A 14886-nucleotide genomic window follows, 5' to 3' on the forward strand; every position below is an offset into this window, starting at 1 on the left:
GTATTTTTATTCTGCTATTTTATTTTTACCAATTTTTGTCTTCATAAGATACCACAGTGAACCTGTAATACATACAGAAGAATATGCACCCCAGACAATTCCTACCATAAGCGGAAGCGCAAATTCTTTAATAGAACTTACACCCATAACATAAAGTACTGCTACCATAATAAAAGTTGTCAGGGAAGTATAAATACTTCTCGTCAGCGTTCTTGTAATACTGCGGTTGACCACTTCCTGAATCTTCTCTTTTGTCTTTACTCCATGGATTGTCTTTAACTCTTCACGGATACGGTCAAAAATAACAATCGTTGCATTGATTGAATATCCGACAATCGTCAGCATACATGCAATAAAGGTTGTTCCGACAGAAATTCTTGCCACACCGTAGAATGCAATGACAACAAGCACGTCATGAAGTAGCGCTGTAACGGCACTTGTAGCGAAACGGATATCACTGAATCGGAACCAGATATAAAGAAGCATACAGATCGCTGCGATCACAACTGCAACAACCGCATCGGCACGCATCTCTTTACTAACCGTTGAACTGATATTTTCCGTTGTAATTTGATCTTCTTTGGCGCCAAACTGCTCTACGAGCGCTTTGGAAAGTTCTTCTCTTGTCTCCAGATCCAGCGTCTGCGTTTTAAAGATCACTTGCGTTGTTCCTTTTACAATCTGCTGCTGTACATTCTTATCGCCTGTAATCTTTTCAATGACCGGAATAATTTCCGCATCGACTTCTTTCAATGTGTACTCCTTATCAAATGTCACATTTGTAGAAGTTCCTCCCTTGAAATCAAGGCTGTAATTAAACGCACCTTTTCCCTGACTTGCATTGAAGCCCATAATTCCGAATCCAATCACCATAATTGCAATAGAAAATGCAAAGAAATACTTCTTCTTGGCAAGGAAGTCAATACTTCCTTTCCCACTCTTCGGATTGTAGAATTTCACATCGCGGAATCCAACAGCATACAGCGCGTTCACAATAAATTTCGTCACAAAGATTGCTGTGAACATCGAAAGCACAATACCAAGTGCCAATGTCTGTGCAAATCCTTTTACACTTCCGGTTCCCTTCAGTCCTAACACAAGAGCTGCGATCAGCGTTGTCACATTACCGTCGATAATCGCAGAGAGCGCTTTCTCAAATCCGGTCTTTAACGCTGTACGGACAGTTCTTCCTGCCGCCAGTTCTTCCCGCACCCGGGCAAAGATAATGACATTGGCATCTACCGCCATACCGATAGACAGGATAATACCTGCAATTCCCGGAAGTGTCAGCGTAATATCAAATGCGTTTAACACAACCAGCGTCAATCCTGTATAGATCAGAAGTGCAAGTCCGGAAGCAAGTCCCGGAATCAGGTATACAATACACATAAAAATAATGACAATCGCAAGTCCGATCGCACCGGCTTTTAAACTTGTCGATACCGCTTCTTCTCCGAGCTGTGCGCCGACAACATTGGAACGGAGTTCATGAAGTTCTAACTGAAGTCCTCCGATACGGATTGTGGAAGCAAGATTTTCTGCCTCTTCAAAGCTTGCCATACCGGTGATCTCTGCTGTTCCTCCGGAAATTTCACCATTTACGTTCGGCACACTGACAAATGCATCATCATAATAAATACCAATCGTATCTCTGCCGGCTTCGAAAGCTGTTTTTGTTGCTTTCGCAAATTTTGTTGTACCTTCTTTTGTCAAAGTCAGTTCTACCACATACTGTGTCGCACCTGACTGCTGATCTTCATACTGTCCGGCCTTTGCAGAACTTACATCTGTACCATTTAATACAATTCCGCCATTCTCCTGGAGTTCACTGAGCTCTTTCGTCAGCTTATACTCTCCCGTTGCAGTATCTAATGTATAGTTCTCATTGCCCTCTGCATCTTTGTGGGCAATAAAATAGAGTGAGCCTGGTTTTCCAAGTTCTGTTAATACTTTATTGGCATCAGACACCCCCGGAATTTCAATATTGATCCGGTCATCGCCTTCCTGATAAACAGTTGCCTCTGTACTATATTGATCTACACGCTTCTGAAGCTTATAGATGGTATCGTCCATCGCTTCCTGTGTAATCTTATCCCCTTGTGCCTGGTAGGTGATGCTGACACCGCCGGCAAGATCAAGTCCAAGCTTAATGTGCTCTGCCGCACCTGTTTTCTTCGGTCCGAATCCGACAATCGTTGTAAATGCAAGAAGCGCAATTACTGCTGCCGTTGCAATCAGGACGCCTATGCCTTTATTCTTCTTCATCACTTACATCCTTTCCTCTGCCAGAGCTGCCTTAATCATAATTGCACATTCTACTCTCTTGCGCTCCATCTCACAGCCGACTTCATATACGTCATTGATAGAACCGCAAAGCTTATGCCCGTTTGCTGCACATCCGCCGCTGCAGTAGAACTTTGCAAAACAGTTTTTGCATTTTTCTTTTGTGTACACATTGCAGTCGCGGAAACGGTCTGCAATCTCCGGTTTCGTAATTCCCTCGTCCACATTTCCCATCAGGAAATCATCTTCACCGACAAACTGGTGACAAGGATATAAGTCTCCCCACGGTGTTACCGCAAGATATTCTGTTCCGGATCCACATCCGGACATTCTCTTATAAATACACGGTCCGCCTGTCAGATCGATCATAAAGTGGAAGAAGTTAAAACCTTTTCCTTCCTTCTCTCGCTCGATCATATACTTCGCAAGCTTATCGTACTCTTCAAAAATCTTAGGAAGATCTTCTTTCTGGATCGCATACGGCTCAGACTCGTCTCCGACTACCGGCTCGATAGACATCTGCTGAAATCCAAGCTCTGCAAAATGTTTCACATCCTCTGAAAAATCCAGATTGTTTCTTGTAAACGTACCTCGTACATAATAGCGTTCCTGATCTCTGCTGTCTGCAAGCTTCTGGAACTTCGGCACGATCAGATCGTAGCTTCCTTTGCCATTTCGGAACGGACGCATAAAGTCATTGACTTCTTTTCTTCCATCAAGACTCAGGACGACATTGTCCATCTCTTTATTAATGAAATCCTGAATCTCGTCATTGAGCAGCACACCGTTCGTTGTAACAGTAAAACGGAAATGTTTGTCATGGAGCTTCTCCTGCTCTCTTCCGTATGCCACAAGGTCTTTCACAACCTGCCAGTTCATAAGCGGTTCCCCGCCAAAGAAATCGACTTCCAGATTTCTTCTGCTTCCTGAATTTGCAATCAGGAAATCAAGCGCTTTCTTTCCGACCTCGTAAGACATGAGCGCCCGTCTTCCGTGGTATTCGCCTTCTTCTGCGAAGCAATATTTGCACGCAAGATTACAGTCATGTGCAATGTGAAGACAAAGTGCTTTCACAACTGTTTTCCGCTTCTTCACATCCTCGATGATCGGCTCATAAATGTCTTTTGTAAACAGCTTTCCTTCTCTTACAAGCTCTGTAATATCTTCCAGAGCTTCTGCAAGCTCTTCTGCAGGATATTTCTCCTCCAGCTTCTCTCTTACTTCACGGACAGTACTTTCTTCCTGAAGCATCGCCTCTGTCTTATCTGCATTCATGCTGTCAAGTACAGCAATCACATCATACACAAGCTCATCTACAACATGTACGGCGCCGCTGTTGACATCAAGTACGATCCGGTATCCATTGTTCTGGTACTGATGAATCACAACAGTTACCCCTTTCTATATAAATTCTATAACAATAACAAGCAGCGACCTAAGCCGCTGCTCTCACACATCTCAAATATGTAATTTATTTGCTGTGTTCGCAAGTCTGGTTTCCTACTGTGCAGGATGTCTTACAAGCAGACTGGCAAGATGTCTGGCATTCTCCGCATCCGCCTTTTTTCAATGTCTGATTAAGTGTCTGTGTATTCAATGTTTTAATATGTTTCATTTCTTGTTCCTCCTCACGCATAATATTAATCGCATATAGTATAGCATATCTGTATCTGTTTTAAAAGCATTTTTTTCACGAAACCATTCCTCCAGCCATTCCCCCTCCGACACAAAGCAGACAGGTCATAAAAATATTCACTCCACTTCCCTGAAATGTTCTGTAAATGCCAAAGGAAATCAATGCCAGCAGAAGAAAATAACAGATTCCCACAAAAATCCCCCAGAGATAACGTCTCTGTCCTGCAATTTTCCCCATGATAAGTCCGCCTGAAAATGTAGAAATGAAATAAATTACCTTAATCCCAAAGGATACTTTACTCTCATCCAGATTTTGCCAGAACAGCATTGCTGCCAGCAATACAAGAAGCACCCCCGTCACCACATACGATGCCAGAAGTGCTTTCATCATTTGTACCATCCTCATATCTGTTCTTAACTTTTTGTCCATATCTTTCTACCCCTTTCCCGATACAACGCCCAACCAATCGCTTTGCTGTTATCAAAGGGTATGCTCTTCTTATTTCAAATATAACTGATTCTTACCTATTGTTCCATCTGTCTTGCAAGAAAAATTGCTGCGCAGCGGGCAAGTTTCTCCTGCGGCTCTCCAAAAACAGCGCTTCCTTCCCGCCCAAGTAAAATCACAGCTCCAATCGTATCTCCTTCACAGATGACCGGACAGATGAGTTCCTGTTCATATGCTTCCCGTTCCTGCTCTGTAATCGGTACATAAGACACTTCTCCGGCACCGCTTTTTAATAATTCTCTCTTCTCAATAGCTTGCGACAGCTCCTTTGTAATATATTTCTCCGCCAGTTCTTTTCTTCTGCTGCCGCTTGCTGCAATGACCTGATCCTTATCGCAGATACATACGAGACTACCTGTTGTCTGGGCAAGACATTCCGCATACACTCCTGCGAACGTTCCCATCTCACCAATGGGCGAATATTTTTTTAAAATAATCTCCCCTTCCCGGTCTGTAAAAATTTCCAGCGGATCTCCCTCCCGGATGCGAAGCGTCCTTCGAATTTCCTTCGGGATCACAACACGCCCCAGATCATCAATTCTGCGCACAATTCCTGTTGCTTTCATATAAAAAATCCTCCATTGACTATTCTTTCCATTTCTGGGAATAGTATCTGCAAATGAAAGATTTCTTATGCAAAATTTTCTTTACCATTTTCGTATCTGCTTCATCCTGTTTTTAAAAATGATAGATCCGTTTCAGTCTGCTGCCAAGACGGCTGAACAATTCATTTGCAATTGTATCTGCCCGATCTGCCAGTTCTGACATTTGAATTTCTTCTTTACCGTCTCGTCCGACCAACGTCACAACATCTCCTTCTTTTACATCTTCTATTTCTGTCACATCAATCAGCGCCTGATCCATACAGATTCTTCCCACAAGCGGAACGCGTTTTCCATGCACCAGCACTTCTCCTTTTCCACATGACAGCGCTCTTGGCAAACCGTCTGCATATCCGACAGAGATACAGGCAAGTTTTGTTTTTCTCTCAGCCTGAAATGCCCGTCCATATCCTGCCTGTTCTCCTTCCTCAAGTTTTCGCACGGAAGTTACCCTTGCTTTTATCTCCATAGCCGGCGCAACCGGAATCTCCACACGCACTTCATCCCTGCCTGATGAAAGACTCCCATAGAGGAGAATCCCAATTCTTGCATAGTCACATACAAGTTCCGGGTAATTCACAAGTCCATAGCTGCTCTGCATATGCAGCGACGGAAGCGGGATTTGTTCTGATCGTAAATATTTCACTACTTCCTCAAATCTTCTAATCTGTTCCTTCGTAAATAACATATCTTGTGCTTCTTGGCTGTCTGCTGCACAAAAATGCGTATACATGCCGCAGATATGAAATGCCGGATCTAAAAAGAGTCTTTTTATATCTTGAAGCTGATCCCATCTCACTCCCTGCCGATGCATCCCCGTGTCAATCTTTACTTCTGTCTGCAGTCCCTGTTCCCGCCTTTTTAGTGCATCCGCATACGGTAGACTGATAATCGTCTGACAGAGTTCGTATTTCTTTAATTCTCCCGCTCTCTCCGGATCTGTATAGCCGAGGATTAGAATTTTTCCGCAAATTCCTTCCCGCCGAAGTGCAATTCCTTCATCAATCGTTGCCACCGCAAAAGAGCAAACTCCAACAGCATTTAATGCCTTTGCCGTCTCTACAGCTCCATGACCATACCCATTGGCTTTCACAACTGCCATCAGCTCGCAGCCTTCTTTCAGAAATTTTTGAATGATTTCTGCATTTTTCTGTAACTGTTTCAGATTCACTTCTATCCATGCACGGTCTTTTTTCATTGTTTCCTTTCTCATAGCTGTCCTTCTTTCTTATGATCTAAGTTTCCTCTTTCCAATCCATTTCTTGCTGTAACTCCACCCTGCTGCCACTATCATACTGACCACTGTGACACTCACAAACTGGATCAAACTGTTTTCCACCAAAAGCTTCTCCTGATGTATCAACTTTGCCGCTCCGCGCATTCCGATAATCACAAGTGGATGTATCACATAAACTGCAAGCGCAATATCGGCACATTTCGGACGTCTTCTTCCTCTTACATGCAGAAGAAGTGAAAATAGAAAATACATCACCGGCACAAGCATGATATACATACTGTCATGTCTTGGAAGCTCGGCGCTGTGAAGCCAGAAGGCTTCGATAAAAAGCAGCACAGACGAGATGCAAAGACCTATCGTTCCTTCCCGCACCGTACATTTCCTCCCCCGTTTTATACAAGCTCCAAGAAGCAGATAAACCGGTGCAAAAAACAGACCATTTCTCGTATAATTGCATACATGAAAGATTATTTCGTATATCGAACGCACAATGGGAAGATTATGTAATATGCCATAATAGCTATCGCCTAACAGCCCTGCCAGATAGAGCGCAAGCACACACTTCCATGTTGCTTTCATTCCAAATGTATATAAAAGCCATCCGGTAACCGCTACTCCCAACATGACGGCCGGCAGATACCAGAGATGATAAAATGTTCCATTGATCAAAAGATCCCGGACAATTTCTCCGACAGAATTCTTTTGAAAATATCCTGTATAAATATTGACCGGAAGATATAACAGAATTGCCCAGACATAAATCATACCCGTCTTTTTACAAAACTGTTTCAAATGTTCGTATCGTCTTCTTTCGTCTTCCTTTCCTCCAAGCAAAAAGAATCCTGTTGTCATAAAGAAAAACGGAACTGCCGTGCGCGCCGCTATCTTTGTCAGCGCCATATCTGCCAGTTCGTTATAAGATGCCAGCGGCGAAATATGGATTGCTGCTACCAGAACCGCAGCCACCACCCGAAACACATCAATGCCTGCATATTCTTTTGTTTTACTCTCCATTCGTATTTTCACTCCATACGGTCAGGATGAACCCGTCTACATTATTGCCCGATACCTGATACAGTACATCTTCCGGCAATGTGACAAACATTTCCTCTGTACTCTGCCGCAGATAAGAAACGGATGCCGTCCATTCCTCCCCTTTTATTTCCAATGCCTTTTCCGGATACGGATACTGTCTGATCAGTTCAATATATTCTTCCAGGCAAATCGCATGTTCTTTCATAAACCTTGCATGCGGTACTCCTACATATCGAAAATGCCATGGTTCCCAACCGATTTTCGTAACGTTTTCCTTCTCTTTTCCGTAGCGCTCTACAAACCCATATCTCGGCGCTTTCTCCCGGAATTTTTGACAGATTCCCTCATAAGGAAACTCCGGACAAATAAAATCCAGTTCTGTTACCGCCTGTCCAACATCAATCGCAAGTCCTGTCTGATGCTCACTGTGATCCGGAAGCGCCACATACTTTCTTGTAAAGCTTTCTCCATGTTCCAGTAGCGCGTCTTCATAAATCTTTGTCTGCTCTTCAAATGAGCGGTAACCGCTGACGGGAATGATTTCTGCTTCTCCGCAAATCTCCCGAATAAGACATGCAAGCATCGAAGCCGCTCTGTTCCCAAGCAAAACTTCCGGATATCTGCTGTCTGCCGGAACAAGGCGCTGTACTGCATTCTGTCTTTTCAAAGCAAAGTCTTCATTTACAAGAATCAGATCTCCACGATACACATCCTCTTTTCGAAAACACACTTCTCTCATCACATCCTCCTTACCGGCATTTGACAGATACCTGAATCAATTTGTCAAGAATCTCTGCAAATCCCATCCCGATTCCTTTCATCATGTTCGGATAACGGCTATGAGACGTAAATCCCGGAATCGTATTGACTTCATTAAAAATAAGTTCACGCTCCGGTGTCAGAAACATATCGACTCTGGCAAATCCGCTGCATCCAAGCGCCCGATAGATCCGCTTTGCCGTTTCCTGTATTTTACGCTCCGTCTCCTCATCAATTCTTGCCGGCATATGGATCTTAGATGTCTTTAATGTATATTTTTCTGTGTAATCAAAAAATCCTTCCGTCAGCTCAATCTCATCTGCACGTCCTGTCAGAAGTTCTTCGGTTCCGAGAACTGCACATCCTACTTCAAACCCTGCAATCGTCTCTTCTACAATCACTTCGCTGTCATGTGTGAAAGCATTTTCCATTGCATCAAATAATTCCGTTTCTTTATAAACTTTTGTAATTCCAAAAGAAGATCCTGCACGAACTGGTTTCACAAAAACAGGATAGCTGATCTCCCAGATCTGCTCTTTGATTTTCAAAAGAAGTTCTGATTCGTGCTTTGCTTCCAGCCACTGTGCTTTCGAAATCACAACTGCCTTTGGTGCGCGAATGCCTGCCTCTTCTGCCAGACGATGTGCTCTGTCTTTATCCATACAAATTGCCGAAGCCAGCATGCCGCATCCTATCACCGGAATTCCTGCAAGCTCCAGAAGCCCCTGCACCGTTCCGTCTTCCCCATTTTTTCCGTGAAGCATCGGAAATGCAGCGTCAATTTTTATCACCTGCATTTTTCCGTCTCTCCATTCCAGCACACCGTGATGACTTCTGTCCGGAGATATGACTGCCTGGCATAACTCCTCTTCCTGCTCATGCCAACTATCATCCAGCAGTCTGTCTAAAGCTCCGGAATATCGATACCATTTTCCCTCTCTTGTGATCCCGATTCGGATCACCTCATATGTTTTTTCATCTAAATGACTAAGTACTGCATGTGCAGACTGTAATGAAACCGGATATTCTGTAGAACAGCCTCCGAATAATACTGCTATTTTCATAAAATAAAAACCTCCTTACTTTTGATAACATGATTTTATCAAAAGTAAAGAGGTCAATTTTTCGTTTCTCCTCACAGATATAATACAAATTTCTCCGTAAATTCTTTAGATTTTATGAAGATGCCCCGAAGCTTCCGGTTTCACCGCAAGGCAGCTGAATCTCAAACCGAATCACTTCCTCAGCGCTGTAGGCTGTGATTGTTCCGCCATGCAGTTCCACAATCTCTTTGGCAATCGCAAGACCGAGACCGGCACCTCCGCTCTTCGTCGTCCTTGCAGTGTCCAGCCGATAGAATTGTTCAAAAATTCTTGACAGCTTCTCCGGTGGGATCGTTACACCACGGTTTGTACAGGTAATGCAAAGCATTCCTTTCTGATCTTTAGCGTAGTTTACCGAAAATACGATTTCTTCATCTTCATAACTGTAGTTGACTGCATTTCGCAGCAGATTGTCAAATACTCGCTGCAGTTTCCCGGCATCGCAGACGATCATCACATCTTTCGGTGCATCAAGCCGACATGTCAGATGTTTCTCATCCAACATAGGCTGAAATTCAAATGTCAGCTGCTCAAGCATCCGCGTCAGATTTACACGGCTTTTCTCAAGCGTAAGATTGGACAAATTAAATCTCGTAATCTCAAAAAATTCATTGATAAGATCCTCAAGCCGCTCTGCTTTCTCAAGCGTAATAGATAAATATTTCTCTCTTAGCTCTTCCGAAATCTGCTGCTCATCCCGCAGCAGAGTCAAATAACCAATCACAGAAGTGAGCGGAGTTTTTAAATCATGGGCCAGATAAACGATCAAATCATTCTTCCTCTGTTCTGCCTCTTTTGCCGCTCTGGCATTTCGGTCCACAGCGGACTTTACTTTATTCAAATGCATTTCTGCATCCCGCAGATCCGGAGACAGCTCAATCATCTCTCCCTGTTCTTTGTAAATACTCTCCACACCTGTAAGTACATCGATCAGATATTGAAACGGTTTCCGTAAATACCAGAATACCATGAGCAGATATCCCACCATCATGCATAAAATAAAAAACAGATCAATCCGCATCTCAATCCATTTTAGAAAATCGTACAGTGGGCCCGGATACCATGTAATCGAAGAAACCACTGCCATCATAAAGAGATATCCGGCAAACATCAAAATCGGAAAGCCGATCATCCCTGCAATTAATTTCACCAGATATCTTCGGAAAATCCGATAGACCGACTGACGTACTGTATTACTTTCTTTCTTACTCAATCTGATACCCCACTCCCCACACAGTTTTTATAAACTTCGGATTCCGCGCCGGTTCATGCAGTTTCTCCCTGATTCTTCCGATATGCGCCATAACCGTATTGTTATTGTCATAATATTTTTCGCCCCAGATTGCTTCGAACAATTCTTCAGACGCCACTACCTTCCCGCGGTGTTCACAAAGGTACCAGAGAATTTCAAATTCCAGCGGCGTCAGCGGCACTTCTTTTCCATACAGTGTACACTTATGCGTTTCTTTATTAATCAATAAGCCACGAATATCATACTCCTGCTCCCGCTCTTCTGTTTGTTTGGACTGTTCTGCCTGATTATACCTCTTATACCGGCGAAGCTGAGTCTTCACGCGTGCAATGACTTCCAGCGGATTGAATGGTTTCAGAATATAATCATCTGCACCGATCGTCAGCCCCATAATCTTGTCCGCATCTGCCACCTTTGCTGTCAGCATGATGACCGGATAAAAATGTTCCTCGCGGATCTTCTGGCAGATTCGAAACCCGTCAATATCCGGCAGCATCACATCTAAAATTGCCAGATCAAGCTTCGTTGTACGAATACACTCAAGCGCATCTGCTCCGTTATAGAATTTATGGATCAAAAACCCGTCATTACCGAGATACAGCTCCAGAAGATCTGCAATCTCCTTTTCATCATCTACAATTAAAATATGTTCTTTCATGTTCTTTCTCCTGTAAGACATTCTTTATTTATTATACAAAACTCTCTTTGGAAATACAATCTTCTCTCTGGTATTCTGCCTGACTTTTGTGTATAATAAAACTATTCAGAAATGTTAGGAGGAATACATCATGAGTATGACAGATAAAGTAAGAAGCGCTATGGTAGCAGCGATGAAGGCAAGTGATAAAGAGACAAAGGAATCCCTTTCTCTTCTCTTATCTGCCTTAAGAACAAAGCCATCGACAAGCGTGCAGATCTGACGGAAGAGGAAGAAATTCAGGTCGTATTAAAAGAGATTAAACAGACAAAGGAAACTTTAGAATTAACTCCTGAAGACCGGACAGACATCATCAACGAATGCAGACAGCGCATCCAGGTGCTTGAACAGTTTGCTCCAAAGATGATGGACGAAGCTGAGATTCGTCAGATCATTGACGAGACATTACAGGAAGTTCAGATAGAAGCTCCGACCGCGAAAGACAAAGGCAAGATTATGAAAGTCCTGATGCCAAAAGTCAAAGGCAAAGCAGATGGCAAGCTTGTGAACGAAATTCTCATGTCTTATTTCCAGTAAAAATATTTGGGACAGCATTTTCCACGAATGAATGCTGTCCCTTTTTATTGCAGTATATTTTTTACGATAATTCCATATTCTTATGACAATTCTGTTTCAGACAAACCTCCCGGGCTTCGCTTTCTCTTTCCCGATCTGCATTGAGTTTCTCATAGAAATGATATAATTTCTTTGCCTGACACATCACATCCCGCTCTTCAGCACATTTCCGGCCCTGCTGTGTCAGATCCGGAAGGGTTCCATTCAGAATCTCAGGAATCTTTTCCCGAAAATCTTTTAGATTCGTTCCTTTATATACATCCTTTCCATTGATCAGCCAGTCATCATACACCGGGATTGTCCTTAAAAGTACTGGGATTTCAGATGCCAGCGCCTCCAAAACAACAATTCCCTCTGTCTCTTCATAAGATGGAAAGAAAAACAAATCGCAGCTGCTGTATGCCATCTGCAGTTCTTCTTTCGACAGATATCCCATAAAATGCAGATTCGGCAGCTTCTTATGGACAGCTTCCCTTACTTTTTTCGGAATCTGACTGTCCGGTGTATATCCAAACCAGAGAAACTGGTACTCCGGCATCTGTTCTGCCAGAGACACAAAATCCAGAATTCCTTTCCGCTCAAAATAAAGTCCTACCGACATAATCAGTTTTTCTTCTGCTCCAAATCCGTATTTTCTGCGAAATAAAATTCTTGCAGCTTCATTTTTCTGAAAAAGATTCGTGTCTACTCCGTTTGAGATTGCTTCAATTTCATTGTCAATCCCATATCTTTTCAACAGCGACTTGGAATATTCTGTCGGTGTCAAAATCAAGTCCCCGGTCTTATAGCATTTTGTAATCCACTTTCGAAACAATGGGGAAATCACATTCGATCCAATAAACGAATTGCGAAAATCTTCCTCCGTAGAATGTGCATGATAGACTACTTTTTTTCCTTGCCGTTTTGCCCGTTTCGCCATTCGGTAATCACTTGGAAAAATGGTATTAATATGTACAATATCATACGAATCTGACGGATCCATTGTCACACTGGCGCCATTTCTCCTAAGAGATTCTTCTTGCATGACCATAGCGCGCCCAACACCGCTCTTTAAAACGACCTGCCTGTTCTTTGCATATAACAAAACTTTCATATTCTTCATACCTTCTTTTCAATAATGTGTGATAATAACAGCTCTCTACCCTTGTTCCGAACCGCTTTGTTCCAAATTCCTCTGCAATCTGACGGCTTCTTATGACTGCATTTTCATATACGTTTTTCTGATCAATCAGCGTCACAATCCCTGCCGCAAATTCTTCCAGTGTTTCATAAGCAAATCCATTTTTCCCCTCTTCCAGCACACCATCCAGACAATCGTCTTTCCTGCAGACAAGAGGAAGGCCGCTTGCCATCGCTTCAATATAAGTAAGCCCCTGTGTCTCGCTTGTGGAAGCACATACAAAAATATCTGCCATCTGATAGTAGTCTTTTGTTTCCTCCGGCAAAACCATTCCTGTAAACCGCACGGATCCTTCAATTCCAAGCTCCCTTGCTGTTTTCTCAAGACTCTCTCTTGCCGGTCCGCCTCCCACGATCATCAGAATCACATCTTTCCTCGTCTTCAAAAGCTCCTGCATTCCGAAGAGCAGTTCTTCAATCCGCTTCTCAAATCCAAGCCGTCCAAGACTTAAAATCACTTTCTTCTCTTCTTCAATCCCGTACTTCTCACGAATCGCCTTTGAAACGATATCATTTTCTTTCTCCATAAACTTTTGTATTTCTATTCCAGATGGAATAACTGTAATATCCTGCTCCATTTCATATTCCCGCAGCGTTTTCTCGACTTTTTTTGTAGGTGCAATAATCATATTCACCGGCTTTAACCTCATCCGCATCCAGTTCCCAAGAGCTGCGCGGCCAATCGATTTTCCTATCGGAACATATTCCGTATATTGTTCATATAATGTGTGATATGTATGAAGCAGCACTGCACCGGTCTCTTTGGCAATTCGTTTCGCATACCCAAAAGTAAAAAATTCACACTGGCTGTGGATCACATCCGGTTTCCATGCAATCAACTCCCGCACATATTCGCTGCCCCGTGATACCGGAATCCGGATATCCGGATAAATACCGGAAGGCACAGACATAATATAGTACACATTTTCTTTCTGGTAAGAAACACAGCTATTGGATACTGTCAGAATCTTTACTTCATGTCCCTGGGCTGTCAGTTCCCGCTCCAGATTTTTTACAGATGTAACAACACCGTTAATGGTTGCCTCAAATAAATCACTTGTAATTAAAATTTTCATACCTTTTTCCTCTCTTCCTTCTGACACTACCCAAGTAAGCCTGATAAAAATCCTCCCGCATAAACAAGCGCCATGCTGTATGCTGCAATCGAAGCCGGCTTGCCAAGCAGGATAATAGCGGAAAATTTCTTCCAGGACATTTTCGTTAAACCTGCAATCATGCAGAGCACATCGTCCGGTGCACATGGGAAGAAAATCGCCGCAGCAAAAAATTTGTCGAATTTTTTCCCCTTTTCCAACCATGTAATATATTTATTGTACGTTTCTTCCTTCACAAAGAATTTCACAAGACACTGACCATATCGGCGGGCCAGATAAAAGTTAATACAGGAACCTGCCACAATGCCAATGTAGTTATAAAGCAGTCCGTACCATGGACCAAACACAACAACTCCCACCGCACATGTAATTCCGCCCGGAATGACCGGAACAACAACCTGTACCATTTGAATGATCATAAACGTAACCGGTCCCCATATACCACCCCGGCTTACCAGTTCTTCCATCATCGCTCTATCTGTAAAAATTCCGCTTTTCAATCCGTAGATCACAAATGAAATCATAGCTGCCGTACATAATATCGTAACGATATTGACTGCCCTTCTAAATCCTTTTTTCTCCATGTCTTTTCCTCCCATCGCTGTCATTTTTCTTCTTTTGTTTCCTTTTCTTATCTGCTTTTATCATACAGGAGCAAAATTAAAATCCATGAATGGAATTATTAAGACTTTTTAAATATTTGGCGTGAATTTCTGATGATTTTCTTTAGATAACAAAAAAACGGGCTGTCGGGAAATAGATAGTTCCAAACAGGGGCAGATTTGACTCACATGAGTCAAATCTGCCCCTGAAACTTTTTCGTAAAAAAGAGAAAAAGAATGGCTAACGACAAACCATCTTTCACTCCGTTCCATGTTATAATGGAACTATGATAACCAAAGATT

Annotated in this window: 14 protein-coding genes and 1 pseudogene; 1 reads left to right on the plus strand and 14 read right to left on the minus strand. The window is 42.8% G+C overall.

Features of this window, described 5'->3' with window-relative positions; translation table 11 throughout:
* Window positions 1–6 precede the first annotated feature (6 nt).
* The 11 genes from secD to vanR form a co-directional block, all read right to left on the minus strand.
* On the minus strand, window positions 7–2265 hold the full coding sequence (secD, locus tag DWX73_RS07560) for a protein translocase subunit SecD (protein WP_118348251.1): 2259 nt from the start codon (window positions 2263–2265) through the stop codon (window positions 7–9).
* Window positions 2266–2268: 3 nt separating this feature from the next.
* Window positions 2269–3669, minus strand: a complete 1401-nt coding sequence (gene scfB, locus DWX73_RS07565) for a thioether cross-link-forming SCIFF peptide maturase (RefSeq protein WP_118348240.1) — start codon at window positions 3667–3669, stop codon at window positions 2269–2271.
* A gap of 85 nt (window positions 3670–3754) precedes the next feature.
* Window positions 3755–3898, minus strand: coding sequence for a six-cysteine ranthipeptide SCIFF (gene scfA / locus DWX73_RS07570; protein ID WP_118348241.1), 144 nt, complete (start codon window positions 3896–3898; stop codon window positions 3755–3757).
* A gap of 75 nt (window positions 3899–3973) precedes the next feature.
* Window positions 3974–4348: a TIGR04086 family membrane protein gene (locus DWX73_RS07575; protein WP_118348242.1), complete on the minus strand. Its 375-nt coding sequence runs from the start codon at window positions 4346–4348 to the stop codon at window positions 3974–3976.
* A 95-nt stretch (window positions 4349–4443) separates the two neighbouring features.
* Complete coding sequence (spoVT, locus tag DWX73_RS07580) at window positions 4444–4992, minus strand: stage V sporulation protein T (protein ID WP_118348243.1); 549 nt, start codon at window positions 4990–4992, stop codon at window positions 4444–4446.
* A gap of 112 nt (window positions 4993–5104) precedes the next feature.
* On the minus strand, window positions 5105–6241 hold the full coding sequence (gene vanT, locus DWX73_RS07585; protein ID WP_242996716.1) for a serine racemase VanT catalytic subunit: 1137 nt from the start codon (window positions 6239–6241) through the stop codon (window positions 5105–5107).
* A 15-nt stretch (window positions 6242–6256) separates the two neighbouring features.
* A complete protein-coding gene (locus tag DWX73_RS07590) occupies window positions 6257–7279 on the minus strand; it encodes an acyltransferase family protein (protein ID WP_118348244.1) in 1023 nt (340 codons plus the stop codon).
* Window positions 7269–8039, minus strand: coding sequence for a M15 family metallopeptidase (locus tag DWX73_RS07595; protein ID WP_118348245.1), 771 nt, complete (start codon window positions 8037–8039; stop codon window positions 7269–7271). The genes DWX73_RS07590 and DWX73_RS07595 overlap by 11 nt, the downstream gene beginning before the upstream one ends.
* 10 nt (window positions 8040–8049) lie before the next feature.
* Window positions 8050–9123, minus strand: coding sequence for a D-alanine--D-serine ligase VanG (vanG, locus tag DWX73_RS07600; RefSeq protein WP_118348246.1), 1074 nt, complete (start codon window positions 9121–9123; stop codon window positions 8050–8052).
* A gap of 112 nt (window positions 9124–9235) precedes the next feature.
* Complete coding sequence (locus tag DWX73_RS07605; RefSeq protein WP_334294657.1) at window positions 9236–10375, minus strand: sensor histidine kinase; 1140 nt, start codon at window positions 10373–10375, stop codon at window positions 9236–9238.
* Window positions 10368–11072: a VanR-ABDEGLN family response regulator transcription factor gene (vanR, locus tag DWX73_RS07610; protein WP_118348247.1), complete on the minus strand. Its 705-nt coding sequence runs from the start codon at window positions 11070–11072 to the stop codon at window positions 10368–10370. The genes DWX73_RS07605 and vanR overlap by 8 nt, the downstream gene beginning before the upstream one ends.
* Before the next feature lie 130 nt (window positions 11073–11202).
* On the opposite strand from vanR, the pseudogene DWX73_RS07615 reads away from it, so the two are divergent.
* A pseudogene (locus tag DWX73_RS07615) lies at window positions 11203–11648 on the plus strand (GatB/YqeY domain-containing protein).
* 61 nt (window positions 11649–11709) lie between these two features.
* On the opposite strand, the gene DWX73_RS07620 reads toward DWX73_RS07615, so the two are convergent.
* The 3 genes from DWX73_RS07620 to DWX73_RS07630 are packed head-to-tail and all read right to left on the minus strand — an operon-like array spanning window position 11710 to window position 14565.
* Complete coding sequence (locus tag DWX73_RS07620; protein WP_118348248.1) at window positions 11710–12780, minus strand: glycosyltransferase family 4 protein; 1071 nt, start codon at window positions 12778–12780, stop codon at window positions 11710–11712.
* Window positions 12692–13942, minus strand: coding sequence for a glycosyltransferase family 4 protein (locus DWX73_RS07625; RefSeq protein WP_118348254.1), 1251 nt, complete (start codon window positions 13940–13942; stop codon window positions 12692–12694). The genes DWX73_RS07620 and DWX73_RS07625 overlap by 89 nt, the downstream gene beginning before the upstream one ends.
* 26 nt (window positions 13943–13968) lie before the next feature.
* Complete coding sequence (locus DWX73_RS07630) at window positions 13969–14565, minus strand: TVP38/TMEM64 family protein (protein ID WP_118348255.1); 597 nt, start codon at window positions 14563–14565, stop codon at window positions 13969–13971.
* Window positions 14566–14886 lie beyond the last annotated feature (321 nt).

This window comes from Coprococcus sp. AF21-14LB (genome assembly GCF_003458885.1).
Taxonomy (GTDB): domain Bacteria; phylum Bacillota; class Clostridia; order Lachnospirales; family Lachnospiraceae; genus UBA9414.

Excerpts from the sequence above, each read along its gene's own strand:
- secD (WP_118348251.1), bottom strand. The coding sequence starts at position 2,265 with ATGAAGAAGAATAAAGGCATAGGCGTCCTGATTGCAACGGCAGCAGTA.
- vanG (WP_118348246.1), bottom strand. The coding sequence starts at position 9,123 with ATGAAAATAGCAGTATTATTCGGAGGCTGTTCTACAGAATATCCGGTT.
- vanT (WP_242996716.1), bottom strand. The coding sequence starts at position 6,241 with ATGAGAAAGGAAACAATGAAAAAAGACCGTGCATGGATAGAAGTGAAT.
- DWX73_RS07590 (WP_118348244.1), bottom strand. The coding sequence starts at position 7,279 with ATGGAGAGTAAAACAAAAGAATATGCAGGCATTGATGTGTTTCGGGTG.
- DWX73_RS07575 (WP_118348242.1), bottom strand. The coding sequence starts at position 4,348 with ATGGACAAAAAGTTAAGAACAGATATGAGGATGGTACAAATGATGAAA.
- spoVT (WP_118348243.1), bottom strand. The coding sequence starts at position 4,992 with ATGAAAGCAACAGGAATTGTGCGCAGAATTGATGATCTGGGGCGTGTT.
- DWX73_RS07595 (WP_118348245.1), bottom strand. The coding sequence starts at position 8,039 with ATGAGAGAAGTGTGTTTTCGAAAAGAGGATGTGTATCGTGGAGATCTG.
- vanR (WP_118348247.1), bottom strand. The coding sequence starts at position 11,072 with ATGAAAGAACATATTTTAATTGTAGATGATGAAAAGGAGATTGCAGAT.
- DWX73_RS07625 (WP_118348254.1), bottom strand. The coding sequence starts at position 13,942 with ATGAAAATTTTAATTACAAGTGATTTATTTGAGGCAACCATTAACGGT.
- DWX73_RS07630 (WP_118348255.1), bottom strand. The coding sequence starts at position 14,565 with ATGGAGAAAAAAGGATTTAGAAGGGCAGTCAATATCGTTACGATATTA.
- scfA (WP_118348241.1), bottom strand. The coding sequence starts at position 3,898 with ATGAAACATATTAAAACATTGAATACACAGACACTTAATCAGACATTG.
- DWX73_RS07620 (WP_118348248.1), bottom strand. The coding sequence starts at position 12,780 with ATGAAAGTTTTGTTATATGCAAAGAACAGGCAGGTCGTTTTAAAGAGC.